The organism is Marilutibacter spongiae, from assembly GCF_014145325.1.
Taxonomy (GTDB): Bacteria; Pseudomonadota; Gammaproteobacteria; order Xanthomonadales; family Xanthomonadaceae; genus Marilutibacter; species Marilutibacter spongiae.
In genome coordinates, this window is the sequence record NZ_JACHTF010000012.1 from 92,563 (window position 1) to 118,677 (window position 26,115).

23 protein-coding genes and 2 pseudogenes are annotated in these 26,115 nt (G+C 68.4%); 15 read left to right on the forward strand and 10 right to left on the reverse strand.

Features of this window, described 5'->3' with window-relative positions; all coding sequences use genetic code 11:
- Positions 1-41 precede the first annotated feature (41 nt).
- The gene (rsgA, locus tag H4F98_RS11855; RefSeq protein ID WP_182687924.1) at positions 42-1,184 is read right to left on the reverse strand and encodes a ribosome small subunit-dependent GTPase A; all 1,143 of its coding nucleotides are present in this window, start codon (positions 1,182-1,184) and stop codon (positions 42-44) included.
- Positions 1,185-1,423: 239 nt separating this feature from the next.
- Between rsgA and H4F98_RS11860 the strand changes: the two genes are divergently transcribed.
- The 5 genes from H4F98_RS11860 to H4F98_RS11880 all read left to right on the forward strand — a co-directional run bounded on the left by H4F98_RS11860 (position 1,424) and on the right by H4F98_RS11880 (position 5,930).
- Positions 1,424-2,545, forward strand: a complete 1,122-nt coding sequence (locus tag H4F98_RS11860; RefSeq protein ID WP_182687926.1) for an N-acetylmuramoyl-L-alanine amidase — start codon at positions 1,424-1,426, stop codon at positions 2,543-2,545.
- Positions 2,546-2,613: 68 nt separating this feature from the next.
- Entirely contained in the window at positions 2,614-3,006 is a 393-nt protein-coding gene (locus H4F98_RS11865) for a hypothetical protein (RefSeq protein ID WP_182687928.1), read from the forward strand.
- 266 nt (positions 3,007-3,272) lie between these two features.
- Positions 3,273-4,532, forward strand: a complete 1,260-nt coding sequence (locus H4F98_RS11870; RefSeq protein WP_182687930.1) for an aminotransferase class I/II-fold pyridoxal phosphate-dependent enzyme — start codon at positions 3,273-3,275, stop codon at positions 4,530-4,532.
- An 82-nt stretch (positions 4,533-4,614) separates the two neighbouring features.
- Positions 4,615-5,223 (forward strand): SGNH/GDSL hydrolase family protein, encoded by a 609-nt coding sequence (locus H4F98_RS11875; RefSeq protein ID WP_182687986.1) that lies wholly within the window; start codon positions 4,615-4,617, stop codon positions 5,221-5,223.
- 11 nt (positions 5,224-5,234) lie between these two features.
- Positions 5,235-5,930, forward strand: coding sequence for a methyltransferase domain-containing protein (locus H4F98_RS11880; protein WP_182687932.1), 696 nt, complete (start codon positions 5,235-5,237; stop codon positions 5,928-5,930).
- A 22-nt stretch (positions 5,931-5,952) separates the two neighbouring features.
- On the opposite strand, the gene H4F98_RS11885 is transcribed toward H4F98_RS11880, so the two are convergent.
- Positions 5,953-6,747 carry a polysaccharide deacetylase family protein gene (locus tag H4F98_RS11885; protein WP_182687934.1) on the reverse strand — a complete coding sequence of 265 codons (795 nt, stop codon included), beginning with the start codon at positions 6,745-6,747 and terminating at the stop codon, positions 5,953-5,955.
- A 97-nt stretch (positions 6,748-6,844) separates the two neighbouring features.
- Between H4F98_RS11885 and grxD the strand changes: the two genes are divergently transcribed.
- Complete coding sequence (grxD, locus tag H4F98_RS11890) at positions 6,845-7,774, forward strand: Grx4 family monothiol glutaredoxin (RefSeq protein WP_182687936.1); 930 nt, start codon at positions 6,845-6,847, stop codon at positions 7,772-7,774.
- A 554-nt stretch (positions 7,775-8,328) separates the two neighbouring features.
- On the opposite strand, the gene H4F98_RS11895 is transcribed toward grxD, so the two are convergent.
- Both H4F98_RS11895 and H4F98_RS11900 read right to left on the reverse strand, forming a co-directional pair.
- The gene (locus tag H4F98_RS11895; protein WP_343064765.1) at positions 8,329-8,871 is read right to left on the reverse strand and encodes a DUF924 family protein; all 543 of its coding nucleotides are present in this window, start codon (positions 8,869-8,871) and stop codon (positions 8,329-8,331) included.
- Between the two features lie 78 nt (positions 8,872-8,949).
- On the reverse strand, positions 8,950-9,576 hold the full coding sequence (locus H4F98_RS11900) for a lysozyme inhibitor LprI family protein (RefSeq protein ID WP_182687940.1): 627 nt from the start codon (positions 9,574-9,576) through the stop codon (positions 8,950-8,952).
- A gap of 168 nt (positions 9,577-9,744) precedes the next feature.
- On the opposite strand from H4F98_RS11900, the gene H4F98_RS11905 reads away from it, so the two are divergent.
- The gene (locus H4F98_RS11905; RefSeq protein ID WP_182687942.1) at positions 9,745-11,199 is read left to right on the forward strand and encodes an amidohydrolase; all 1,455 of its coding nucleotides are present in this window, start codon (positions 9,745-9,747) and stop codon (positions 11,197-11,199) included.
- Positions 11,196-12,512 (forward strand): amidohydrolase family protein, encoded by a 1,317-nt coding sequence (locus H4F98_RS11910; protein WP_182687944.1) that lies wholly within the window; start codon positions 11,196-11,198, stop codon positions 12,510-12,512. Before H4F98_RS11905 ends, H4F98_RS11910 begins: the two co-directional genes overlap by 4 nt.
- Positions 12,513-12,543: 31 nt before the next feature.
- On the opposite strand, the gene H4F98_RS11915 is transcribed toward H4F98_RS11910, so the two are convergent.
- Positions 12,544-14,178 (reverse strand): sensor domain-containing diguanylate cyclase, encoded by a 1,635-nt coding sequence (locus H4F98_RS11915; RefSeq protein ID WP_182687956.1) that lies wholly within the window; start codon positions 14,176-14,178, stop codon positions 12,544-12,546.
- Positions 14,179-14,320: 142 nt separating this feature from the next.
- On the opposite strand from H4F98_RS11915, the gene H4F98_RS11920 reads away from it, so the two are divergent.
- The 4 genes from H4F98_RS11920 (at position 14,321) to H4F98_RS11935 (ending at position 19,983) form a co-directional block, all read left to right on the forward strand.
- Positions 14,321-14,965, forward strand: a complete 645-nt coding sequence (locus H4F98_RS11920; protein ID WP_246373137.1) for a 2-hydroxychromene-2-carboxylate isomerase — start codon at positions 14,321-14,323, stop codon at positions 14,963-14,965.
- Between the two features lie 97 nt (positions 14,966-15,062).
- Complete coding sequence (locus H4F98_RS11925) at positions 15,063-16,007, forward strand: DegV family protein (RefSeq protein WP_182687958.1); 945 nt, start codon at positions 15,063-15,065, stop codon at positions 16,005-16,007.
- Between the two features lie 91 nt (positions 16,008-16,098).
- Positions 16,099-19,539, forward strand: coding sequence for an amidohydrolase family protein (locus tag H4F98_RS11930; protein ID WP_246373138.1), 3,441 nt, complete (start codon positions 16,099-16,101; stop codon positions 19,537-19,539).
- A gap of 99 nt (positions 19,540-19,638) precedes the next feature.
- The gene (locus H4F98_RS11935; RefSeq protein ID WP_182687988.1) at positions 19,639-19,983 is read left to right on the forward strand and encodes a hypothetical protein; all 345 of its coding nucleotides are present in this window, start codon (positions 19,639-19,641) and stop codon (positions 19,981-19,983) included.
- Positions 19,984-19,998: 15 nt separating this feature from the next.
- Here H4F98_RS11935 and H4F98_RS11940 read toward each other — a convergent pair whose 3' ends face one another.
- The 4 genes from H4F98_RS11940 to frmR form a co-directional block, all read right to left on the reverse strand.
- Positions 19,999-20,352, reverse strand: coding sequence for a VOC family protein (locus tag H4F98_RS11940; protein WP_182687962.1), 354 nt, complete (start codon positions 20,350-20,352; stop codon positions 19,999-20,001).
- 4 nt (positions 20,353-20,356) lie between these two features.
- A complete protein-coding gene (fghA, locus tag H4F98_RS11945; RefSeq protein WP_182687964.1) occupies positions 20,357-21,187 on the reverse strand; it encodes an S-formylglutathione hydrolase in 831 nt (276 codons plus the stop codon).
- Positions 21,188-21,202: 15 nt separating this feature from the next.
- Positions 21,203-22,312, reverse strand: a complete 1,110-nt coding sequence (locus tag H4F98_RS11950; protein WP_182687966.1) for an S-(hydroxymethyl)glutathione dehydrogenase/class III alcohol dehydrogenase — start codon at positions 22,310-22,312, stop codon at positions 21,203-21,205.
- An 81-nt stretch (positions 22,313-22,393) separates the two neighbouring features.
- Positions 22,394-22,669 (reverse strand): formaldehyde-responsive transcriptional repressor FrmR, encoded by a 276-nt coding sequence (gene frmR / locus H4F98_RS11955; RefSeq protein WP_141516836.1) that lies wholly within the window; start codon positions 22,667-22,669, stop codon positions 22,394-22,396.
- Positions 22,670-23,834: 1,165 nt separating this feature from the next.
- Between frmR and H4F98_RS11960 the strand changes: the two genes are divergently transcribed.
- From H4F98_RS11960 to H4F98_RS11970, 3 genes and pseudogenes are all read left to right on the forward strand, one after another.
- On the forward strand, positions 23,835-24,152 hold the full coding sequence (locus tag H4F98_RS11960; protein ID WP_182687968.1) for a hypothetical protein: 318 nt from the start codon (positions 23,835-23,837) through the stop codon (positions 24,150-24,152).
- A 217-nt stretch (positions 24,153-24,369) separates the two neighbouring features.
- Positions 24,370-25,502: pseudogene (locus H4F98_RS11965) on the forward strand (IS3 family transposase).
- A gap of 91 nt (positions 25,503-25,593) precedes the next feature.
- Positions 25,594-25,896, forward strand: coding sequence for a putative quinol monooxygenase (locus H4F98_RS11970; RefSeq protein ID WP_182687969.1), 303 nt, complete (start codon positions 25,594-25,596; stop codon positions 25,894-25,896).
- Between the two features lie 97 nt (positions 25,897-25,993).
- Here the strand turns inward: H4F98_RS11970 and H4F98_RS11975 are convergent.
- Positions 25,994-26,115: pseudogene (locus tag H4F98_RS11975) on the reverse strand (IS3 family transposase); the annotation flags it as partial.

Genomic DNA, 26,115 nt, shown 5'->3' on the forward strand with positions numbered 1-26,115 from the left:
CCCTGCGGGCCGTCGCGGGCGGGATCGCCGTCGCGAAGGGCTCAGTCCTCGCCGTATTTTTCGTCGCGACGGGCTTTCTGGATGCGCGCGTACTGCCGGGTGGTGGACTTCTGCTCGCTGCGACGATCGGCCAGGGTGGCGGCGGCGCCGGCGACCTCGTCGCGCAGCTTGTGGTAGTTGGCCACGCGCTGGGCGTCGAGCGTCCCGGCCTCGATCGCCGCGCGCACCGCGCAGCCGGGTTCGCGCCCGTGCGCGCAATCGCGGAAGCGGCACTGTTCGGCCAGGGCGTCGATGTCGCTGAAGTTCTCGGTGACGTCTTCCTCGCCGGTCGGCTTGAGCTCGCGCATGCCGGGCGTGTCGATCAGGCAGGCCCCCGAGGGCAACGGCACCAGCGCGCGGTGGGTGGTGGTGTGACGGCCGCGGGAGTCGCTGCCCCGTACCTCGCCGGTCTTCATGCGGTCGCGGCCGAGCAGGCTGTTGGTCAGGGTCGACTTGCCCGCGCCGGAACTGCCCACCAGCACCACGGTGCGCCCCGGATGCAGCCAGTCGGCCAGGGCGTCGACGCTGCCGGCGTCGCGCGCATTGATCGGTACCACCGCCAGGCCTTCCAGGCCCAGGCTGGCGAGGTCGTCGATGGCGGCGGCGACCGCGCCGGCGCGTTCGGCCTCGGCCAGGTCGGCCTTGGTCAGTACCACGACCGGTTCCGCGCCACCGCTGCGCACCAGCAGCAGGTAGCGCTCGATGCGGCGCGGGTTGAAATCGTCGTCCAGGCCGCAGACCACGAACACCGTATCGACGTTGGCGGCGATCAGCTGCTGCTTGTAGTGTTCGCCGGCGGCGGCGCGCTTGATCGCGCTGTAACGCGGCAGCAGGGCGACGATGCGCGCGGTCGCGCCCTCGCCCTCGACCAGCACCCAGTCGCCGACCGCCGGCCGCGACTCGGGCGCGGTGCCGCCCTTGCGGTAGGTGCTGGCGCGCTGCCATTCGGGCAGGGACTCGGCCGGATAGCCGTCTTCAAGCGACTCGGCGACCAGGTACCCACTGCGGTGCTGCTCGACGATCCGGGCCGGCCGCGCGGCCGGATGGGCTATAAACAGAACTGCCCAGCCGCCGGGAACGCTTTCGCCTGCAATGGGCCGCGACCCGGCAAAGGGCCAACCGATTACCTGTAGCGCAGAGGTCATACGAATAGATCACCATCGCGGTTAGCGGGATTCTACCGGACGGAAGAAGAGGAGTGCTGCTTAGGCAACAAGTTCTACAACATTCGGAGTTGTTTGACGTGATGCTTCTTTTGCAGGAGTCTCATCACGCACAGACAAGGAACAAGGAGGTCAACGTGTCTACTATGTGCTCCTCGTCTCGCTCGCCAAACCCCTCAAGGGCAAAGCCACTCATGAGGACTGGACTACGTCGCGCTCTGTTGGCACTCGCCCTGGCATTGGGCGCTCCGGCAGTCACCGCTCAGACTGAAGGTAAGGAACGACCGCTATCGCCCTTCCAGATGAAGCAGACAGAACGTGCTCAGCTGGAGAGCATGCTTAAAGCAGAGTTGCAGCGGACTGTCGACAGCCAGAAGCGCATTGAAGGGCAGGGGAAACATCCTCTTGTCCTGTCCGCCCGATTCGAACGTCGCGACGAGTTTGGCAGGGGCGCCAACACGCCTTGGTTGATCGTAGACATCAGCAAAGGATATCTACCGCGCAACCCAGACTACAACCGAGGCGTACGCCATATGGGCGCCGACTTCGAAGACATACTATCCGAACTCCACAATACTGCCTACGAACTACTTCTTGACGTAGTTCATATCAAGGGAGTCGAATTCCTATTTGATGGCAGAGACATCTACCACTATTACCCTGAAGATTCACCTCCAGAATATTTTGACCCTTCTCACAAAGATGCAGTCTCATCAGCAGCCACTAGTACTGTAGTCGTAGCAGCTGGGCATGGCATCTATCGGAACTATGGATCTGTGTGCGGCCTGGCCTGGTGTCCGCAGCGCGATGAGCACAATGGTATCACCGAAGATTTCGTCACACCGGGGTACGCTGCAGAGTTGAAAAAATGGCTGATTGAACGCAGCCACGAGACAGTCACCATGATCGGCAATCCCCGTTCCAAATCAACCGATACGCACCAACCCAGTGGCCAACCATGGTGGAAGCTAGGGGCACGCTATTCCTTGGAGGCGAGCTATCCAGACAGTCCTGAGATCTGGCACTCGCTTCCGAATAATACCGGCCACCTGCGCGAACGCAATGAGGACATACGCAGCCGGCCGCTGTTTGCTAACCACATAGGCGCTGGAACCATACTTCACCTACATACCAATGCCGCAAACCCATCAGCTACAGGGGTGCGGGTATTGTTTCACACAGGCCGAGCTATCGACGAGAAACTTGGGAATAGCATTTTATGCTACATGAAAGAGCTTATTCATGCTCAAGAGCCTTATGAAGATTACACTGTTCCAAATATGGCGATTCCGCGCAATGACTTGGGTGAGAATAGCTTAGCCCACATGCCCCCATTATTATAGAATCAGGCTTTCACACAAATACGAGCGACGCAACCGCGCTAAAGGACCCTGTTTTTCGAACAGCCGCAATGAAAGGAGTTGAAAAGGGTTATCGCTTGCATGCTGCGGGAGAACCATGCAGAGAGTTCAAGATCACTGACATACCCTTGATCGGAGCTGGCTCCAATCCGCCTGCTCAATACGCACCCTTGGTGGCGTATTATGAAGGATACCCGCAGCATCCCGCCACGGTCGAAGTGGAGATACTACATTGCCCCAACGGTGTGGAATGCGAAGGCGGCACCTATCCAGCGATCGGAGCTGAGTCTCCATTGGTGTTCCCCTTCAGGTGTGGAGGGGATCCGCCGGAAGATCAAGTCATCGAGTTTCGCGCTCGCCTCACTGACGCAGACGGCGTGACGACCGAGTGGCACGAGGGCAGCTTTACCTGCATGGGCATGGTATTTACTGACATGAGCTGACAGCCCTCACCGGGCCAGGGAGTCACCCGCACCCACATTTAATTCGCAGGACGTTTGGGCGTCAGCGTTATCCGCGCCCAAGACAATGTGTGGTCTAGCCATCGATAACTGGAATCCGGACCGTGCAAATTCCGGCGGTCAGCGGTGCCATAAATCGGGCTCGGGACAACGCGTGCATATCGGCATTGTCCTGATTGGACACGACCGCGCAATCGGATAGTCTGGCGGAAATTTGGCCCATCCCTACACACCGCCCCTTCCCGCCGATGCCCCCCGCCAGCCTCAAGACCCGCGAACGCCTGTCCGAAGTCCGCTACGAGATCCGCGGCGAACTCGCCCGCCGCGCCCGCGAGCTCGAGGCCCAGGGCCGGACCCTGATCAAGCTCAACATCGGCAACCCGGGTGCGTTCGGCTTCCGGGCGCCCGCGCACCTGCAGCGCGCGATCGTCGACGGCATCGACCAGACCGACCCCTACACCCACCAGCAGGGCCTGCCCGCCGCGCGCGAGGCGCTGGCCGCGCACTACCGCGGGCGCGGCATCCCCGACGCGCACGCCGAACGGGTGTTCATCGGCAATGGCGTCAGCGAGCTGATCGACCTGTCGCTGCGGGCCCTGTTGAACCCGGGCGACGAGGTGCTGCTGCCGTCCCCGGACTATCCGCTGTGGTCCGCGGCGACGATCCTCAACGATGGTCGACCGGTCTACTACCGTTGCCTGCCGGCGAACGGCTTCCTGCCCGACCCGGACGAAATCGAGGCGCTGGTGTCGAGCCGCACCCGCGCGATCGTGCTGATCAACCCCAACAACCCCACCGGCGCCAATTACCCGCGCGAGCTGATCGAGCGGATCGTCGCCATCGCCGCGCGCCACGGGCTGTTGCTGCTGTGCGACGAGATCTACGACTCGATCCTCTACGACACGGCGCGTTTCCAGCCGGTCGCGCCGATCGCCGGCGACGTGCCCTGCCTGTCCTTCAGCGGCCTGAGCAAGGTCCACCGCGCCTGTGGCTGGCGGGTCGGCTGGGCCGTGTTGTCGGGCGATGCCCTGGCGGTCCGCGAGTTCCACCACGCGATGGACCTGCTGGGCGCGCTGCGCCTGTGCGCGAACGTGCCGGGCCAGTTCGCGGTCGAGGCGGCGCTGCAGGGGCCCAACACCATCGACCCGCTGTGCGCGCCGGAAGGCCGGCTCTACGAGGCCCGCCGCGCCGTGGTCGAGAGCGTCGCCGCCAGCCGCCATCTGGACCTGGTCGAACCGGCCGGCGCGCTGTACGCGTTCCCCTCGGTGACCGGTGCCGCTGCCGAGGGCTTCGACGACCACCGTTTCGCGCTCGAGCTGCTGGAAACCGAGAACGTGCTGGTCGTCCCCGGCAGCAGCTTCAACGTGCCCTACCGCAACCACTTCCGGGTGACCCTGCTGCCGCAGCCCGACGAACTGCGTGAGGTGTTCCGCCGGATCGAGCGCGTGCTCGACCGCATGGCGGGCGACGCGGCCACCCCGGTGCAGGCCCGTGCGGCGCTGGCTTGAGCGCGGCCCGGCAGGCCTGGCCGGCCTCGTGCTGGCCGGGCTGCTCGCCGCCTGCGCCGCGCCCCCACACAAGGACACCCGCATGACGAGCTACCTGGCCCTGGGCGACAGCTACACCATCGGCGAGGCCGTGCCCGTGGAAGGCCGCTGGCCGGTGCAACTGGCCACCGCGCTACGCGCCGACGGCATCGCCCTGGACGACCCACGCATCATCGCCACCACCGGCTGGACCACCGACGAGCTGTCGGATGCGCTCGATGCCGCCGAGCCGCTGGGCGAATGGGGCTTCGTGAGCCTGCTGATCGGCGTCAACAACCAGTACCGCGGCCGCGACCTGGACAACTACCGTGAAGAGTTCGACGCGCTGCTGCAGCGCGCGATCGGCTACGCCGGCGGCGACGCCGACCGGGTCATGGTGCTCTCGATACCGGACTGGGGCGTGACCCCCTTCGGCCGCGAGGACACCCGTGGCGCCGCTACCATCGGCGCCCAGATCGACGCCTTCAACGCCGCCGCGCGCGCGCTGAGCCAGGCGCGCGGCGTGCGCTTCGTCGACATCACCCCGGTGTCGCGCGCCCGTGGTGCGGAGCCGGCGATGGTCGCCGAGGACGGCCTGCATCCTTCCGCGGCGATGTACGCGGAGTGGGCCCGCGTCGCCGAGCCGGTCGCGCAAAGCCTGCTGCGCCCCTGAGGCCGCCCGCCATGCAGGACGATGCCCGCCCGCTGCCGCCGGCCTCGGCCCGCGCGATCGCGCTTGCGTTCGGCCCCGACAGTTGGATGGGCAATCGCTGGGACTACTTTTACAGCCGGGGCAAGCTCGGCAGCGACCCGGTCTACCCCGGCGTCATCGAAGCCCTGCGCGACACGCCGGCCCCGCTCCTCGACCTCGGCTGCGGGCTGGGACTGCTCGCCCATGCGCTGCGCGACGCTGGCCTGGCGATGCCGTATCGCGGGGTCGACATCGACGCCGGCAAGATCGCGCGGGCACGGCGCGCGGCGGTTCGCGCCGGCCTTGGCGGGGTCGTGTTCGACGCGGTCGACCTGGCCCGTGGCCTGCCCGCGCACCGCGGCAACGTCGCCCTGCTCGACGTGCTGCAGTTCATCCCGCGCGAGGCGCATGCCGGTATCCTCGATGCCGTGGTCGCGATGTTGCAGCCCGGCGGCCGACTGGTGATGCGCACCGGCTTCGACGACGGCGGCGGCCGGGCACGGTTCACGCGCGCGGTGGATGTGTTCTCCCGCCACCTGGGCTGGATGAATGCCGCGCCCCAGCACTACCCCGACCGCGAGGCGCTGCAGGCGCGACTGGTCGGGGCGGGGCTGGAGGTGGCGATCACGCCGCTGTCGGGCAACACGCCCTTCAACAATTGGCGGGTGGTGGCGACGCGACCGGCCTGAGTGCGCGTCCGCGGAACGGGACTCAGGCGCAGGCGTCCGCCGCGTCGGGCAGCACGGCGCGGTAGTCCAGCGCATCGAGCCGTTGCAGCAGGCGCGCGAGGGTCTCGGGATTGCGGCCGTGGCGGGCGCCTTCGTGCAGCAGGACGATGGCCCCCGGTCGGAGGTCGCGCTCGATCCGCGCCAGGACCCGGTCCGGGTCGGACTCGACGGCATCGAAGCCGCGCGCGCTCCAGGCCACGCGGGTGAGGCCATGGCGGGCCAGCGCCGGCCCGACGAAGGGGTTGGCCATGCCCACCACCGCGCGGAACCAGCGCGGTGGCGCGCCCGCGGTGGTGGCCAGCGCGGCCTGCGCGCGATCCACCTGCGCGCGCATCGCCGCCGGCGGCAGGGCCCAGAACCAGGCCGAGGGGTGGTCGAAGCTGTGGTTGCCGATGCCGTGCCCGCGGCGGACGATCTCGCGCACGGCCTCGGGTCGCGCCAGCGCGCGTTCGCCGACGAGGAAGAAGGTCGCCTTCGCGCCATGGGCGTCGAGCAGGTCGAGGATCGCCCCGGTCTCGGCCGAGGGGCCGTCGTCGATCGTCAGCCAGACCGTGCGCGCCCCGCCCGGCAGTCGCGACAGGACCGGGCTGAACAGGCGCGAGCCGGGCCTGAGGGTCCCCCACACGACCGCCAGGTGGCTGGCCAGCAGCAGCGGCAGGCCCCAGCGCCACCCCAACGTCCACCACGCCGCGAGCACCAGGACCTGCGAGGCGGCGAACACCCACAGCCAGGCCCAGGGCCGGCGAGGCGGTCGATGCAGGGAGGCTTCAGAGCGCATGCGGCATGCTAACCCGGGGATGGGCCGATGCGGCTTGTGTCGCCGCCCCCGCGCCCCCACCTCCACAGCGAACCACCCCAATACACAGGTACCCGTCATGTCCCTCGATCCCGCCGTGCGTTCGCGCATCGAATCCCTGCTGCAGTCGAACCACGTCGTGCTGTTCATGAAAGGCGAGCCGAACGCGCCGCAGTGCGGCTTCTCGGCCAAGGCCTCGGGTGCGCTGAGCGCACTGCTGCCGGACGGCTACGCGCACGTGGACGTGCTCTCGGACCCGGAAATCCGCGAGGGCATCAAGGCCTATGGGCAGTGGCCGACGATTCCGCAGCTCTATATCGGCGGCGAGCTGGTCGGCGGCAGCGACATCGTCGAGCAGATGCTCAACTCCGGCGAACTGCACGGTGCCCTGGGCCTGCCGGCCCCGGACCGCAGCCCGCCGACGGTCACCGTCACCCCGGCCGCGATCGCCATGCTGCGCGATGCCGCCGCCAACGCCGGCACCGGTTATGCGGTGCAGGTCGAGGTCGACGCGCGCTTCCAGACCCGCCTGCAGCTGGCGCCGGCCGACCCGAACGCCATCGCGGTGGAGGTCGACGGCCTGCGCCTGCAGTTCGACCTGGCCGGCGTGCGCCGCGCCGACGGCCTGTCGATCGACTGGGTCGACGACGAGCGCGGTCGTGGCCTGGTGATCGACAACCCGAACGCTCCCCCGAAGGTCAAGGGGATGTCGCCGGCCGATGCCGCCGCCCGCGTGGCCGCCGGCACCTTGACCCTGGTCGACGTCCGCCCCGCCGACGAGCGTGCGCAGGCGTCGGTCGGCGTCGCGTTCGCCACCCTGGACGGTGGCAACGCCGCGTCGCTGGAGGCGCTGGACAAGGCCACGCCGCTGGCCTTCCTGTGTCACCACGGCGGACGCAGCGCACAGGCGGCGGAGCACTTCCGCGCCCTCGGTTTCCGCGAGGTCTACAACGTCGAGGGCGGCATCGAGGCCTGGGCCGAGGTGGACGGCGCGATCCCACGCTACTGAGCTGCGCCGCTAAGCGACGCACGAGGCCCGCATGTCACGGCATGCGGGCCTTTTTTTTGCCTGCGACAGGGCGAGTGACGCGTGGGGCCGGCATCCCCGATGGCGGAGGGCCCACCGACCGGAGCGGTACCCATCACCCGCGCGCGCGACCACCACGCCAAAGGCTGGATCCCAGCGTTCGCTGGGATGACGGGCGTCGGGAGTGCCGTGCAATGGACGTGCGAAGATGGGTTGCGCTTCGCTTTACCCATCCTACGTGCTGCGCTTATTGCACCCTACGAGTCTGCACCCATGTCGAGGCCCCGGGTGCGCTTCGCTTACCCGGGCTACGTGAACTGTGCAATGGACGTACGAAGATGGGTTGCGCTTCGCTTTACCCATCCTAGGTGCTTGTTACCTTGCGTGGTGCAATGCGCTGCGCTTGTTGCACCCTACGAGTCTGCACCCATGCCAAGGCCCCGGGTGCGCTTCGCTTACCCGGGCCACGTGAACGGCGTTATCACCGTAGGAGGGGTCGCGCGAAGCGATACCCATCGACTTCGCCCGCCCGACACTCAGCCCTTGAAGCCGCCGGCGTCCAGCCAGGCCTGCTCTTCCGGCGTGGTCTCGCGGCCGAGCACGGCGTTGCGGTGCGGGAAGCGGCCGAACTTCTCGATGATCTCCTTGTGCAGCACCGCCCATTTGTCGGCGTCTTCGCCGTCCAGGTTCTGGTGCAGCTCCACCGAGCGTTCCTGGTCGGCCAGGTCCTCGGAGTGCTCGAAGGGCATGTAGAAGAACACGCGCAGGGCGGAATCGACCTCGGCGTCGTAGCCACGGTCCACGGCCTGCTCGGCGTAGGCGCGGGCCTGGGCGTCGTGCGCGTAGGCGCGGGCGCTGTCGCGGTGGATGTTGCGCGGCATCTGGTCGAGTAGCAGGACCAGGGCCAGCGCGCCTTCCGCGCTGTCCATCCAGGCCTCGCCCTTGCCGGCGGCGGCATCGTCCATCGCGTCCTCGAACGCCATCTCGCACATGTCGTCAAAGGTCTCGTCCTTGGCGAACCAGCGTTGCGGGCCGGCATCTCGCCAGAAATCGACGACTTCCTTCGCGGTTACGTTCACGCACTTACCTCTCGTGTATCTGGAAAATTCAGGGGCATACCCTAGCAAGTCGCGACCGAACATCGCGCGAACACGGGTTCAGCCGGTGGGACCGGCATCGGCTTCGAGCAACGCGTCGCCCTCGGCTTCGGCGTCCATGTCGGTGTCCTCGTCGCCCAGTTGCATCTCCAGCTCGCTGATCCAGGCCTGGGTGACGCTCTCCAGGGTCACCGCGTGGATCAGCGGGCGCAGCGCGCCGCCGGAATACGAGGCGGCGATGAAGCGCGCGTAGCGGCCGCGGTAGTCCAGCCAGCGCGCGTGGGCCTCTTCGAAGGTCTGCAGCGATTCGCCGTCGAGCTGCTGGCGCAGGTGCGCGACCAGCCGCGCCAGTTCGCCGTCGGCCTGCTTGAACGCCTGCAGCGCCTCGTGGTCGATGCCATGGACCGCGCCCTCGACCTCGCGCGCCTGCCGCGCGACCTCCTCGGCCTTGGTGAAGTAGCTGTCGGCGATGCGCGCGGCGGTCTCCGCGCGGCCGAGCAGGCGGTGCTCGAAGCGGCGCAGGTCCTCCAGGCTGGTGTCGGCCGTCTCCAGCCCCTGCATGAGCGCCAGCAGGCGCTGGTGGCGGTCGATCGCGTCCACGCTGCGACGGCGCTCGACCCGGCGCTGGACGAAGTAGAAGGTCCAGGTCAGGGCCGCGCCCACGATGAGATAGATGATCTGTTCCACGCTCGATGCCTCCGTTGACCGCTCCCTGGTTCAGGCGCCTAGTGTGCCCTGTCGGGGTCTCCCCCGCTGCGACCCGGGCCGGGGCGCATGACCTTTGTCAGGGTTGGCAGCGCCCGCGGGGCCGTCTACGGTCGAAGGGCTGTCAACACGACACCCGGGGAAACCGACATGTTCCGACCCACCAACGCCGCGCTCGCCGTGGCGCTTGCCACGACGCTTGCGTCGACCGCGGCGCTCGCCGCCGAAAAGGCGAAGCCGCGCTTCGTCGACGATCCCTACCCCAGCACCTACGAGCGGATCGCGTCGCCGCCGGTGCTTATCCGCGGCGCCACCGTCCTGACCGGCACCGGCGAGCGCCTGGAGGGCGCGGACGTGCTGATGCGCGACGGCCGCATCGAAGCCGTCGGCACGGCGCTGGCCGCGGACGGCGCCACCGTCGTCGACGGCACGGGCAAGTGGGTCACGCCGGGCCTGATCGACGTGCACTCGCACCTGGGCGTCTACGCCAGTCCCAACGTGGGCGCGCACAGCGACGGCAACGAGATGACCTCGCCGGTGACCCCCAACGTCTGGGCCGAGCACTCGGTCTGGCCCCAGGACCCGGGCTTCGCCGCGGCGCTGGCCGGCGGCATCACTTCGCTGCAGATCCTGCCCGGCTCGGCCAACCTGGTCGGCGGGCGCGGCGTCACCCTGAAGAACGTCCCCGCCACCAGCTACCAGGCGATGAAGTTCCCCGGCGCGCCCTGGGGCCTGAAAATGGCCTGCGGCGAGAACCCCAAGCGTGTCTATGGCGGCCGCGGCACCGCGCCGTCCACGCGCATGGGCAACGTCGCCGGCTACCGCGCGGCCTTCATCGATGCCGCCGAGTACCTGGCCAAGAACACGCCCAAGTCCGACGAGGGCGGCAAGCGCCACTGGTGGCAGGGCAGCGACGACGGCGCCGACAGCGACCAGGCCACCGGCGGCAAGCGCGACCTCAAGCTCGACACGCTGGCCGGCGCGATCAACGGCGACATCCAGGTGCACATCCACTGCTACCGCGCCGACGAAATGACCACCATGCTCGACCTGGCCAGGGAATTCGGCTTCAAGGTCGCCGCGTTCCACCACGGCGTGGAGGCCTACAAGATCGCCGACCGGCTGGCCGAGGAAGGCGTCTGCGGCGCGCTCTGGGCCGACTGGTGGGGCTTCAAGATGGAAGCCTTCGACGGCATCCAGGAGAACATCGCCCTGGTCGACCGCCCGGCGAACAGCTGCGCGATCGTGCACTCAGATTCCGAGGAAGGCATCCAGCGCCTGAACCAGGAAGCCGCGAAGGTGATCGCCCACGCCGGCCTGGCGGGCATGGACATCCCGCCCGAGCGCGCGATCCGCTGGCTCACCCAGAACGCGGCCAAGTCGCTCGGCGTGCTCGATCGCACCGGCACCCTGGAGACCGGCAAGATGGCCGACGTGGTGGTCTGGAACGGCACGCCCTTCAGCGTCTACGCCAAGGCCGAACAGGTCTACATCGACGGCGCGCGGGTCTACGACATCGCCGACCCCGGCCGCCGCCCCACTTCGGACTTCCTGCTCGGCCAGGGCGCCGATGCCCGCCACGGCATGACCGGAGGTGTCGAATGAGCCGCGCCCGCATGAAGACCTTCGCCGCCGCCGCGCTCGCCGCCGGCCTGGCGCTCGCCGCCACCGCCGCAGCGGCGCAGGAGGTGCTGATCCGCAACGCCAGGGTGCACACCGCCGGCCCGCAGGGCACGCTCGAGGGCGCAGACGTCCTGGTGTCGGGCGGGGTGGTGCGCGCGGTCGGGCCCGGCCTCGCCGCGCCGGCCGGCGCGCAGGTGATCGACGCCCAGGGCCGCTCGCTGACGCCGACGCTGTTCGGCGGCATCACCGAGATCGGCCTGGAGGAAGTGTCCGCCGAGGAAAGCACGGTCGACGCCAGTCTCGCGCTGGGCGTGGAGACCAAGGAAATGACGGTGCGGCCGGAGTTCGACGTGACCCTGGCCTACAACCCCGCCTCGGTGCTGGTGCCGGTCGCCCGCGTGGAGGGCATCGGCTGGACCCTGCTCGGCGCCGGCAGCACCCTGGGCGGTTCGATCATAGGCGGCCAGGGCGGCGTCGTGCGACTGGACGGCAGCGCCGATCCGGTCGGCCCGCGCGTACTGTTCGTGCGCCTGGGCAGCAATGCCTCGGGCCTGACCGGCAAGTCGCGCGCGGCGCAGTGGATGCTGCTCGACCAGCTGATCGACGAAGCCCGGGGCCGCATCGGTGCGGACTCGAACATGGCGCTGCTGACGCCGGCCGGACGCCGCACGCTGCTGCGCTATCTCGACAATGGCGGCCGTGTCGTGGTCGGCGTCGATCGCGCCGCCGACATCCGCCAGCTGCTGCGCTGGTCGAAGCGGCAGGACGTCAGGATCGCGATCGCCGGCGGCGCCGAGGCCTGGATGCTCGCCGCCGACCTCGCCGCGGCGCAGGTGCCGGTGTTCGTCAACCCGCTGGACGACCTGCCGTCGAGCTTCGACGCCATCCACGCCAGTTTCGGCAATGCCGCCCGGCTCGCGGCCGCCGGCGTGCCGGTCGGCTTCACCCTGGGCGACTCGCACAACGCGCGCAAGGTGCGCCAGCTCGCCGGCAACGCGGTCGCCCATGGCCTGCCCTGGGAACAGGGCCTGGCGGGCCTGACCTCGGTCCCGGCGCAGGCGTTCGGCGTCGCCGACCGCATGGGCCGGATCGCGCCCGGCCAGCGTGCCGACCTGGTGCTGTGGAGCGGGGATCCGCTGGAAGTGAGCACCGTCGCCCTGCAGGTATGGATGGACGGCCGCGCGATCGAGATGCGCAGCCGGCAGACCGAACTGCGCGACCGCTACCTGCACCCGCAGCGCCCGCGCGAGCAGGGCGGGCTGCCGCGCGCCTACCCGCTGCCGGGCCAGGGCTGAGCGACCTGAAACGCCCCTGGCGCCGGCCCGCTCAGCGCGCCGGTGCCAGCGCCTCCTCGCCCAGGACCACGACGCGGTTGCGCCCGGCCCGCTTGGCCCGGTACATGGCGTCGTCGGCCCGGCGGATCAGCGACTCGACGTTGTCGAACGGCAGGCACTCGACCACGCCGATGCTCAGGGTCAGGTTGACCGGTGCGCCCATGACGCGCCGGCAGCGCGACTCCACCTCCTGCAGCAGGCGGTCGGCGGTGCCGCTGGCGGCCGCCAGCGTCGCCCCCGGCAGGTAAAGCAGGAACTCCTCGCCGCCGACGCGCCCCAGCAGGTCGCCCAGCCGCGCCTGTTCGCGGATCACCTCCACCACCGCCCGCAGGCAGGCATCGCCGACCGGGTGGCCGTGGGTGTCGTTGATCGACTTGAAGTGGTCCAGGTCCAGGAACAGCACCGACACCGGCTGGTGGCTGGCCCGCGCCTCGGCCAGCGCGCGCTGCAGGCGCGAGGTGATGCCGTCGCGGTTGAACGCGCCGGTCAGGCCATCGTGCTCGGCGTGCAGCTTGGCCTCGTCGCGTTCGCGCCGGAACGCGACCATGCGGTCGGCCAGGCCCAGCACAAGCACCACCGCGGCGAAGGCCAGCATGATCGGCAGGCCGTACTCCAGCCATGTCGAGAGCGACGCCCCCATGCCCAACTGGACGGCGCGCGCGGTCGACACCGCCACCAGCGGCACCCAGGCGATCAGGACGAAGCCGGCATGCCGGCCGCCCTTCAGCCAGACGTGCAGCAGCGTGGCGATCGCCAGCACGTTCGCCAGCAGCAGCAGGCCGTTGCCCAGCGGCGGGAACCAGCGGTTGCCCGAGGGCCAGGGCGACACCAGGGCCAGCAGCAGCAGGCCGGGCAGGAAAAAGCCGACCAGCAGCAGCAGGCGGCTCAGGCGGGGCGCGCGCGGCCGCAGTTCGGCGAAGTCGAGCAGGAACCACACCGTCACCATCGTCGACAGGGTCGCGATGAACCAGATGCCCTCCACGCCGAAGGCGGCCAGCCACGACAGGCCGGGCACGCCATAGGCATCGCCGTAGGCGCACAGCACGTACAGCACCTGGGCGAACATGCTGCCGGCGAACAGCAGGTAGACGCGTTCGCGCAGCCGCAGCCAGAACAGCAGCGCCACCAGCGAGACCCCGGTCAGGATCCCAAGGCTGGCCCAGAGCACGCGGACGTGGCCGTAGTCCTCGACGGTGTAGGCGCCTTCGCTGCTGACCGCCACCTGCAGGGGGTAGCGGGCATCCTCGACCCCGACGTACACCGGGCCCGGCGCGTCCAGGTCGAAGGCCAGCGCACGCCGCGAATGCCCACGCCCGGCATCGGCCTGGAAGATGTCCATCGTCCGGGGGCGATAGTCCGGTGGCGCACGCACGGTGATCCGCGCGCTGTAGGGGTGATAGACGAGCAGGTGCCGCCGGCCTTCGAACGGCGTGGGGGTCAGGCGCCACCAGCCATCGTCGATGCCGCTGCCGGTCGGCTGCATGACGCCCTCGACCGCGGCATCCGAAAGCGCGCCGGCCGCCAACGCCTGCTGCATGTCGACGCGTTCGATGCGATCGATGCCGCGGGCCCCGCAAGGCCCGCAGGCCAACCACAGGATGAGCACGCTGGCCCAGAGTCGAGGCATGGGATTCCCCTGAAGACCGGCCCAGTGTCCTCCCTGCCCCGCCGCGCCACAAGCCGTGTCCGGCAGGCCACGGGGGCGCTAGACTCGGCCGATGCGCCCGCCGGGCCGCCCCGGCGGGCATCCGGCCGACCAGGAGACCCCGATGGCGCCCCCCGCCCCGCCCCCGATGCGCTGGTATTTCGACTTCATCTCACCCTTCTCCTATCTGCAGTGGCAGAAGGTGAAGCGCATGCTCGACGCCGGTCACGCGGTCGAGCCGGTGCCGATCGTGTTCGCCGCCGTACTTGATGCCCTGGGCCAGAAGGGCCCGGCGGAGATCCCCGGCAAGCGCGAGTTCACCTATCGCCACGTGCTCTGGCAGGCCGGACGCGAGGGCGTGCCGCTGGTGTTCCCGCCCAGCCATCCGTTCAACCCGCTGCCGGCGTTGCGCCTGTGCATCGCCGCCAGCTGCGGGGCCGACGCGGTGGACGCGATCTTCGACTGGATCTGGAAGTCCGGACGCGCCGCCGACACCTCCGAAGCCCTGGCACCGCTGGCCGACGCGCTGGGGGTGCCGCCCGATGCCATCGCCAGCGACGCAGCCAAGTCCGGACTGCGCACGCGCACCGACTCGGCGATCGCCGCCCACGTCCATGGCGTCCCCACGCTGGCCATCGGCGAGGCCCTGTTCTGGGGCAACGATGCCCACGAATTCGCCCTCGCCTGCCTCAAGGATCCGGGCCTGCTCGGCCGCGGCGAGATGGCGCGCGTCGCCCAGCTGCCGGTCGGGATCCGTCGCAAGGCCTGAACGCCCGCGCGTTCGGTTGCGCAATGCAGCATGAGTAGCGACGGCCGTCACGCTATTCTGGCGGCCACTGACATCCAGAGACGGGAGTGACCTCCCCATGCGCATCGGCCTCGTCGTGGACTCCGCCTGCGATCTGCCCTTGGACTATCTGCAACGACACGATGTCACCATCCTGCCGATCACCGTCCGAATCGGCGAAGCCGTCCTCGCCGACCATCGCGACGAAGAAGCCACGCTCGAGTTCCTGCACGCCCACGTCGCCGAGCGCGGCGCCGAGGCGGAGACCATGCCATTCACGGTCCAGCAGATCCACGATCTGTTCCTGGAGCGGCTGGTCATCGAATACGACTACGTGTTCTGCATGACGATCACCCGCTCGCGCAGTCCGATCTTCGACAACGCGCAGCAGGCCAGCTTCTCGATCCTCAACGACTACAAGCCGGTGCGCGCGGCGGCCGGCAACGCCACGCCCTTCGCGCTGCGCGTTATCGACACCCAGAACCTGTTCGCCGCCCAGGGCATCACCGCGGTGGAGGCGATCCGCCTGCGCGACGCCGGCGAGGGCCCGCCGAAGATCCGCGCGCGCCTGGAGAACCTCGCCCTGCACACGCACGGCTACATGATCCCGCGCGATTTGTACTACCTGCGCGCCCGCGCCCGCAAGAAGAACGACCGCAGCGTGAGCCTGCTCAGTGCCGCGCTGGGCAGCGCCCTGGACATCAAGCCGGTGCTGCGCGGCTATCGCGGGGAGACCTCGGCGACGGCCAAGATCAAGGGCTTCGAGCCGGCCGTGCAGAAGCTCTTCGACTTCACGGTCGAGCGCATCCGCGCCGGCCTGATGACGCCGACCGTCTGCCTGAGCTATGGCGGCGAACTCGAGGAGATGCGCGCGCTGCCTGGCTACGCCGGGCTCCGCCAGGCCTGCCTGGACAACAACATCGAACTGTTCGAGAGCGTCATGAGCCTCACCGGCATGGTCAATGTCGGCAAGGGCGCGGTGGTGGTGGCCTTCGCCGCCGAGAACGCCCCCACCCTGTCCTGAGGCCGCGGCGCGCCCCCCCGACTTTCGGCCCGGGGACGGGAGCGCCGGCGCGGGTTAGGCTGCGGGGTCTTTTGCCCGTGGAACCTTGCCGATGATGTCCCGCCGCCTGCTTGCCGTGGCGCTCGCCAGCGCCCTTTCCGTGCCCGCTCCGTCCGCCTGGGCGCAGGACCCGCCCGCGCCCGCGCAGGACGAGGAAGCGCAACTCGAACAGGACGCCCTCGACCCGGTCGGCAACACCCCGGCGCAGGCCTCGCCCGCCGACGCCCGCGGTCGCGCCGCCCCCGGCGACCACGCCGACGAGGCGGCCTGGGACATCAGCGCGCCGCACGGACCGGTCAAGACCGTGCGCTTCGACACCGACGAAGGCACTTGGATGGACGTCGACGTCTCGCCCGACGGCCGCGAACTGGCGTTCTCGCTGCTGGGCGACCTGTACCGCCTGCCGATCGGCGGCGGCACCGCGCGCCGCATCACCTCGGGCCCGGCCTGGGACGTGCAGCCGCGCTGGTCGCCCGACGGCCGCGAGCTGGCCTTCACCTCCGACCGCGGCGGCGGCAACAACCTGTGGCGCATCGGCGCCGACGGCCAGGGCGCCGTGCAGGTGTCGATGGAAGACTTCCGCCTGCTCAACAACCCGGCCTGGACGCCCGACGGGCGCTTCATCATCGGCCGCAAGCACTTCACTTCCGAACGCTCGCTCGGCGCCGGCGAACTGTGGCAGTACCACGCCAGCGGCGGTGTCGCGAAGGGCGGCGGCCTGCAGCTGACCGAGAAGAAGAACGACCAGCAGGACCTGGGCGAGCCGGCGGTGTCGCCGGACGGTCGCTACGTCTATTTCTCCGAGGACGTCAGCCAGGGGCCGACCTTCCAGTACAACAAGAACCCCCACGACGTCATCTACGCGATCAAGCGCCTGGACCGCGAGACCGGCAAGGTCGAGACGGTCGTCGCCACCCCCGGCGGCGCGGTGCGGCCGCAGCCTTCGCCCGACGGCAAGTCGCTGGCCTTCGTCAAGCGCGTGCGCGACAAGTCGGTGCTGCACGTGCTCGACCTGGCCAGCGGCGAAGTCCGCCCCGTCTGGGACGGCCTGTCGCACGACCAGCAGGAGGCCTGGGCGATCTTCGGCCCGTACTCCAACTTCGACTGGACGCCGGATTCGAAGTCGGTGGTGCTGTGGGCGCAGGGCAAGCTGTGGCGCGTCGACATGTCGGCGGGCCGGGCCGTGCAGATTCCGTTCACCGCCAGCGTCGAGCAGACGGTGACCGCGCCGCTGCGCTTCGAGCAGCGCATCGACGAGGGCACGTTCACCCCGAAGATGATCCGCGACGTCGCCACCAGCGCCGACGGCCGCGACCTGGTCTTCCATGCCGTCGGCCAGCTTTGGCGCAAGCGCCTGCCCGGCGGCCGCCCGGAGCGGCTGACCGGTAACGACGGCGTCTACGAATACCAGCCCAGCTTCAGCCCGGACGGCAGCAAGCTGCTGTACACCACCTGGTCGGACGCCGGCATGGGCGCGATCTACGTGCGCAGCGCCAACGGAGGCGGCACCGGCACGCGGCTGACCCAGGAAAAGGGCTTCTACTACGGTCCGCGCTTCTCGCCCGACGGCCGCCGCATCGTCTACAGCAAGTCCGGCGGCGGTGGCCTGACCGGCTCGCTGTGGTCGGGCGACCGCGGCGTCTACGTCATGCCGGCGGGCGGGGGCACGCCGGTGCGGGTCGCCGAGTCCGGCGAAACGCCGCAGTTCAGCGCCGACGGCAGCCGCGTGTACTACCTCACCGGCGGCGGACTGGAGAAGAAGCTCATGTCGGTGGGCCTCAACGGCGAGGACCCGCGCGAGGTGTTCAACCTCAAGTACGTCGACTCGGTGAGCCTGTCGCCCGACGGCCAGTGGGTCGCCTTCACCGAGCTGTTCAACGCCTACGTCGCCCCGCTCGCCACCGCCGGCAAGGCGGTCGAGCTGAGCAAGGACACCCAGGCGGTGCCGGTGAAGCAGGTGACGGAGAACGTCGGCAGCTACCTGCACTGGGCCGCGGATTCGAAGTCGCTGCACTGGATGGTGGGCGACCGCTATCACTCGCGCAACCTCAAGGACAGCTTCGCGTTCCTGCCCGGCGCCCCGGCGACGTTGCCGGAGCCCAGCAACGACGGCGGCATCGCGGTCGGCCTGCAGGTACCGGTCGACACCCCCCGCGACCTGGTGGCCTTCACCCACGCGCGCATCGTCACCATGCGCGACGCCGAGAACCGCGAGGACGTGATCGAGGACGGCACCGTGGTGGTGCGCGGCGACGTGATCGAGGCCGTCGGTCGCGACGTCGCGGTCCCCGCCGGCGCACGCGTCATCGACGCCAGCGGCAAGACCATCGTGCCGGGCTACGTCGACGTGCACGCGCACGCCGCGCATTTCGGCCAGGGCGTGGTGCCGCAGCAGAACTGGGCGTACTACACCAACCTCGCCTTCGGCGTGACCACCATGCACGACCCCTCGGCGACCACCGAGTTCGTGTTCTCCGAGAGCGAGCTGCAGAAGGCCGGTCGCATGGTCGGCCCGCGCGTGTTCTCGACCGGCACCATCCTCTACGGCGCCGACGGCGACTTCAAGGCGGTGGTCAATTCGCTCGACGACGCCCGCGGCCACCTGTCGCGCATGAAGGCCAATGGGGCGTTCTCGGTGAAGAGCTACAACCAGCCGCGCCGCGACCAGCGCCAGCAGATCGACCAGGCCGCGCGCGAGCTGGGCATGCTGGTGGTCGAGGAAGGCGGCAGCACCTTCCACCACAACATGACGATGGTGCTCGACGGCGTGACCAGCATCGAGCACAACATCCCGGTGGCGCCGCTCTACAAGGATGTCGTCGAGCTCTGGTCGCAGACCGACGTGCGCAACACGCCGACCCTGGTGGTCAGCTACGGCGGCCTGTCGGGCGAATACTGGTGGTACGCACGCGACAACGTATGGGAAGACCCCAAGCTCAACCGCTTCTTCCCGCGCGAGACGCTCGATGCCCGCAGCATCCGACGCGAGACCGCGCCCGACTGGGACTACTGGCACATCGAGGTGGCGAAGTCGGCGAAGAAGCTGCGCGACGCCGGGGTCAAGATCCAGGTCGGCGGCCATGGCCAGCTGCAGGGGCTGTCGCCGAACTGGGAGATCTGGATGCTGACCCAGGGCGGCTTCAGCAACTTCGAGGCCCTGCGCGCGGCGACCTTCGACGGCGCCGACCTGCTGGGCCTGTCCTCGCAGATCGGCTCGCTGGAGGCCGGCAAGCAGGCCGACCTGGTGGTGCTGAATTCCAACCCGCTGGAGAACATCCGCAGCACCATCGACACGCGCTTCGTGATGGTCGATGGCCGCCTGTTCGACGTCGACGCCGACATGGCCGAGATCGGCAACCATGGCGAAGCGCCGCCGGAGTTCTACTGGCAGCGGCATCGCGATGGCCAGACGTTCGGCCTGGAGTTCGGGCCCACGTCGATCTGCCACTGCCCGAAGGGGCACGCGCCGGGCGGCCACGTCCACCTGGACTGAGCCCCGCCGCGGGGGCGTGCCGACGCGGCCGCCCCCCGCGTTCACCGGGCCACGATGGCGAGCGGGCTAGGCTGGGCCATCGAACACGGGAACATGATGATGCCCACCCGCTACTACCTGTCCCTGCCCGACGGCCGACTGGCCCGCGGCGACGAACCCTCGCTGTCGTTCAGCGCCAATGGCGGCGAGGCCTTCGCCGCGCAACTGCAGGACGCGCTGCGCACCGACGCCCTGTTCGAACGTTGGCGCGCGCTGCAGGACGAGCCCGACGAGGTCGACATGTCGCTGGGCGTGGTCGACCCGGCGGCCACCGTCGAAGGCGAGCAGGACGACCTCCACATCGACCTGGTGGCCACGACCTCCCTGCCCGGCACGATCGTCCGCCACCGCATGCGCCTGCTCGCCGGCAGCCACTGGCAGCTGCGCGACGTCACCCGCGCCTGAGCGGGCAACCCTTCGCTAGCGGTCGGACCAGACGCCCAGTTCGTTGCCGACCGGATCGGCGAACTGGAAGCGGCGCCCCCCGGGGAAGTCGAAGATCGGCTTGAGCACCGTGCCGCCGGCGGCCGTCACCGCCTCGAGCGTGGCCTCCAGGTCCTCGGCGAACATCACCACCAGGGCCGCGCCGTTGCGGGTTTCCGAGCGCAAGGGGGCACGGAAGAAGCCCCCGTCCACGCGGCCGTCGTTGAAGGCGGTGTAGTCGGGCCCGTAGTCGGCGAACGCCCAGCCGAACACCGTCGTGTAGAAGGTCTTGGCCGCTTCGATGTCATGGGCGGGCAACTCGATGTAGTCGATGGTGCGGTCGGTGGGCATGGGCCTATTCCTTCAAGGCCGAGGCGTGGTGGGCCACGTGGTCGCCGATGAAGCTGGCGATGAAGTAGTAGGTGTGATCGTAGCCCGGCTGCAGCCGCAGTTCGAGCGGGTGGCCCGCCGCCTCGCAGGCTGCCTGCAGGCGGGAGGGCTGCAGCTGGCCATCGAGGAACTCGTCGGCCTCGCCCTGGTCGACCAGCAGGGCCAGGCGCTCCTTCGCCCCGGCCACCAGGCGGGTGGCATCCCATTCCGACCAGGCCTCCGCATCCTCGCCCAGGTAGGCCGTGAAGGCCTTCTGGCCCCAGGGCACCAGCGCCGGCGCGACGATCGGCGAGAACGCCGACACGCTGCGATAGCGCCCGGGATTGCGCAGGGCCACGACCAGGGCGCCATGCCCGCCCATGGAATGCCCGCTGATGCCGCGCGCGGTCGTGGTCGGGAAGTGCGCATCGACGAGCGCCGGCAGTTCGTCGACCACGTAGTCGTACATCCGGTAGTGCGCGGCCCACGGCGCCTGTGTCGCGTTGACGTAGAAGCCCGCCCCCTGGCCAAGGTCGTAGGCCGGGTCGTCGGCCACGCCTTCACCGCGCGGACTGGTGTCCGGCGCGACGAGTATCAGCCCATGCTCGGCGGCATGGCGCTGCGCGCCGGCCTTGGTGATGAAGTTCTGCTCGGTGCAGGTCAGCCCCGACAGCCAGTACAGCACCGGGCACTCGCCGTGCGCGGCCTGCGGCGGCAGGTAGACCGCGAAGCGCATGTCGCAGCCCAGCACGCCCGAGCGATGCCGCCAGACCTCCTGGACACCGCCGGCGCAGGCGTGGCGTTCGATACGTTCCATGGTGCGCGCTCCGCGTCAGTACCGGATCACGGTACGGATGGACTTGCCTTCGTGCATCAGGTCGAAGGCCTCGTTGATTCCGTCCAGCGGCAGGGTGTGGGTGACGAAGGGCGCCAGCTGGATGTCGCCACGCATCGCGTCCTCGACCATCCCCGGCAGCTGGCTGCGCCCCTTCACGCCGCCGAAGGCGGTTCCCATCCACTTGCGCCCGGTGACCAGCTGGAACGGCCGCGTGCTGATTTCCTGGCCCGCGCCGGCCACGCCGATGACGACCGACTGGCCCCAGCCGCGGTGCGCGCATTCAAGGGCGGCGCGCATGACGTTGACGTTGCCGATGCACTCGAAGGAATGGTCCACGCCCCAGCCGGTCATCTCGACCACGACCTCCTGGATCGGCTTGTCGTGGTCCTTCGGGTTCACCACGTCGGTCGCGCCCATCTGCTTCGCCATCGCGAACTTGTCGGGGTTGGTGTCGATCGCGATGATGCGGCCGGCCTTCGCCTGGCGCGCGCCCTGGATCACCGCCAGGCCGATGCCGCCGAGCCCGAACACCGCCACCGAATCGCCTGCCTGCACCTTCGCCGTGTTGTGGACCGCGCCGATGCCGGTGGTCACGCCGCACCCGAGCAGGCAGACGTGTTCGGGATTGGCCTCGGGGTTGACCTTGGCCAACGAGACCTCGGCCACCACCGTGTACTCGCTGAAGGTGGAACAGCCCATGTAGTGGTACAGCGGTTGGCCGTTGTAGCTGAAACGCGACGTGCCGTCGGGCATCACGCCCTTGCCCTGCGTGGCGCGAACCGACGTGCACAGGTTGGTCTTGCCCGACTTGCAGAACAGGCACTCCCCGCACTCGGCGGTATACAGCGGGATCACGTGGTCGCCCGGCTTGACGCTGGTCACGCCCTCGCCGACCTCCACCACCACGCCGGCGCCTTCATGCCCCAGCACCACCGGGAACAGGCCCTCCGGATCGTCGCCCGACAGGGTGAAGGCATCGGTGTGGCAGACACCGGTGTGGCTGATCTTCACCAACACCTCGCCCTTGCGCGGCGGGGCGACGTCGATCTCGACGATCTGCAGGGGCTTTCCAGCTTCGAAAGCGACGGCGGCACGGCTCTTCATGGCGACTCCTGTTGCATGGGTATGGCGCCGGCGCGCTGGGAACCGGCAGGGGAAGGGGTGGGGCTCAGGCGAACCCGCGACTCATTTCAGGTAGGCCCGGATCAGGCCGGCGACCTCGGCCACGCGCGCGCCCCGCTGCTGCTCCGAGGCGGCCGCATGGCTGAACTCCTCGCGGATGTGCGACTCCAGCACCTCCGACATCAGGCCGTTGACCGCACCGCGGATCGCGGCGATTTGCTGCAGCACGGCCGCACACTCCGCGCCGCCCTCGAGCGCCCGCTCCAGGGCCTCGGTCTGCCCGCGGATCCGCCGGATCCGGGTCAACACCTTCTTCTTCTCTTCGGGCGAATGCGGCATGCGTGCTCCGGTCGGCCGGGTCGACCTGTGACCATACTGGGGTATAGTATAGCAAGCGCGGCAGCGCCGCGCGCAGCACCCCACCCCGACCACCTTCGCGCAGCCAGACGCCCGCCCCCCGGCGCCTGGCAGCGCTCGATCGTGCCCCGCTGGCACCCCAAATACGAGCGCAGAACTGATATCACCCCTTGAATGCCTGATATCCAGGACGCCCTTTCGCCAGTGGATCGCAGCCCTCTCGGCCAAGCCATTGAATGCGCGCGGGAATTGTCCGTTTGACGGCGATGCCGCCCCCGACCCAGAATCCGTTATCACCCCATCTTTGGGGTCTACTTGGTGTTAGCCGGACAAAGCAAGCCGCTCATCGGATCAGGAAATATCCGACATGAGAAAGCGAGATTGCCTGATTGATCGGGCCGTTGCAGATCAGCATTCTCAGCAAGGCCCTGGGGGACGGCGGATAACGAAGTTATTCGCCGTCCCCCAGGGCCTTGCTGGCTTCTGAGCATCCATCCGCTCGCTGCGGCCGCTTTCCGGGAGGCCGAAAGATGGACCCAGGCAACGCGTAGCGGCCTACTTTGTACGTCTAACTAATCGTCGGAGCTGACGCCGCTCCGTAGCTCGCTGCACCCGGGATGCTTCGCGTTATGATCGGCTTCGGGTGACCGCATCGGGCGGCGCACCTCAACTCAGGGTGTTAGCGCTCATGGTCGCCGCAATCCGCACCTTGATTGTCCTATCTCTGGTTTTGCTGACAGTGGCAATTCTGCTGCCACTCGAGCAGCCTTTGAGCGTGGACATTCCGCTAGATCAACCACCTCCGACCTGGCTGCTTGGCTCCGCGTTGCTCCTCGCGAGCTTAGTAGCAGGTGCCGCGGCATCCATTGGTTTGCTACGGTTCCGCCGGTGGGGCCGGCTCCTTGCCACTGTTGCTTCAGTCCTAGCCCTAATGGCGTTATGGATCCTGGTGCAGTCGCCACTCGCGGACGCGACAAGTGCAATCGGAACCTGGCTGTTCGCCATAGGGGCTTTGTCTTGGCTGTGCGGGGTCGGACTGTCTTACCATCGGCTCGTCGCGCCACGCTTCCGGGCATGAGCGCCAACAAATCATTCAAGCCGAAGCCGCTTCGCGGCTCGGCTTAATTCTGGTGTTAGGGGGCAGTTGGTGATTTCGGCAACTCGCAAATCTGGCCTCAGAGCCTTCGCGGTCGGCGCAATCGTCAGCGTCATCGGTGGCTGGCTCGGCGTCACCTACGATCTTTGGCGCTTCAAACCGTTTGGCTGGCTATATGCGCTCCCCATCGCACTCGCCATGATCGGTTTGGGTCAAGCCGGTACGGGTGTGCCTTTCCGCGATCTTGCGGCGCAGTGGGACAGCCTCAAAGGCTGGCAGCGCGGTGTCCTGGGCGTAACAATCCTTGCCGTGTTCTCCGCCCTGCTATTCGGCGTCTTGGCGGCAGCAATCATGTCGGGCGTGGTGTAGCTGCGCCCCTAACAATTCGTGTATGGACTCCTCCGTCAAGCAGGGCTGCCTTAGCTGATCTTCGATCGTCGGGAAGTGGTGCGGTTGCAGTCGTGTATTCGGCCTTGGGTTGGACGTTGATCGTCCGGGCCATCATGGAATCCGCGGTGCAGGGTGGACCGGCCAGGCTTTTGTAGACACCTAGAGGCCATACTTTATGGCAACGACTGAGGTGTCCATGAGCAACAACAGGCAGTACACGAATGAGTTTCGCAGCGAAGCGGTGAAGCAGGTGCTCGAGCGCGGCTTCACGGTGGTGGAGGTGGCCGGGCGGATCGGGATCCCTAAGCCCCCCTGTATGGCTGGGTGCAGGCGGCGAAGAAGGCGGCCCCCACGGCCAGCCCGGCGGCGGCGAGCGATTCGGCCGAGATCCGCCGCCTCAAGGCCGAGCTCAAGCGGGTGACCGAGGAGCGCGACATCCTAAAAAAAGCCGCCGCGTACTTTGCCAAGGGGTAAAGGCGAAGTACGCGTTCATGCGCGCGCATACCCGTGAGTTCCGGCTGGTGGCGATGTGTCGGGTGCTGGGGGTGCAGCGCAGCGGCTACTACGCCTGGCTGCGCAACGGTGCCAGCACCCGCGAGCGCGAGGACCAGCGCCTGCAGGGCCTGATCAAGCACCATTGGCTGGCCAGCGGTGGCATCTATGGCTACCGCAAGATCACCCTGGACCTGAGGGAAGCCGGCGAGACATGCAGCCGGCACCGGGTGCGACGCCTGATGCAGGCCGAGGGCCTGCGTGCCCAGGTCGGCTATGGCCGCAAGCCGCGCCATCGCGGCGGCCCGGTGGGCGTGGTGGCCAACGTGCTCAACCGGGAGTTCGCGCCGGAGGCGCCAAACAAGGTCTGGGTCACGGACATCACCTACATCCGCACCTACGAAGGCTGGCTGTTCCTGGCGGCGGTGATGGATCTGTATTCGCGGCAGATCGTCGGCTGGGCCACGGCTCCGACCATAACCAGCGACCTGGTGTTGCAGGCGCTGGTCGCGGCGGCGTGGCGGCGCAAACCGGGGCCGGGCGTGATGGTCCACTCCGACCAGGGCTGCCAGTTCACCAGCAGCGACTGGCAGTCGTTCCTGAAGGCGCACCGGATGGTGCCGAGCATGAGCCGTCGCGGCAACTGCCACGACAACGCCGTGGCCGAGAGCTTCTTCAGCGTGTTGAAGAAGGAGCGGATCAAGCGGCGGATATACCCGAACCGGGCCACCGCGGCCTCGGACGTGTTCGATTACATCGAGATGTTCTACAACCCGATCCGCTGGCGGGGTGTCACCGGTAGAGTTCGAACGACGCAACGCGCAACGCGGCAACTGAGTGTCTACGGAACCCTGGCCGGTCCAATTCCGGTGTTGGGCTTCACAAACAGGGCGTATAGTCGGTGACTCTCAACCAGAGGAGACGTGCCATGGTCAAAGTCGCACTGTTCGTTCGCTTGGAAGCAAAGCCTGGAAAAGAGAAAGAAGTAGAGCAGTTTCTGCTGGACGGGCTTCCGCTAGTCCAAGCGGAGCCTGCCACTACTGCATGGTTTGGCATTCGTTTGGGGCCATCCACGTTCGGCATTTTTGACGCCTTTCCCGATGAGGCGGGCCGTGAGGCGCATCTTGCCGGCAAGGTTGCCGCGGCCCTCATGGCCCAGGCAGGCGACCTTTTTTCTGCACCGCCGTCCATCGAGAAGGTTGACGTTCTCGCGGCCAAGCTGCCTGGTTAGTGAAGCCCAACAAGGCACTCCAGCCGACCGTTTTGCCTTCGCTTCGCTACGGCAAAACGGCGGCTGAGTTTGAGCGTTAGGCGCGCTACTATGGGTTCTACCCCGAAATCACGGACGGTTGTAAAAGGGCTGAGAACTTCTGGTCTTGCCTGGCGACCCTCCGCCGCATCCTCGGATTGTGGAACCGCTCGATGTATTCGAACACATCCGCCCTTGCAG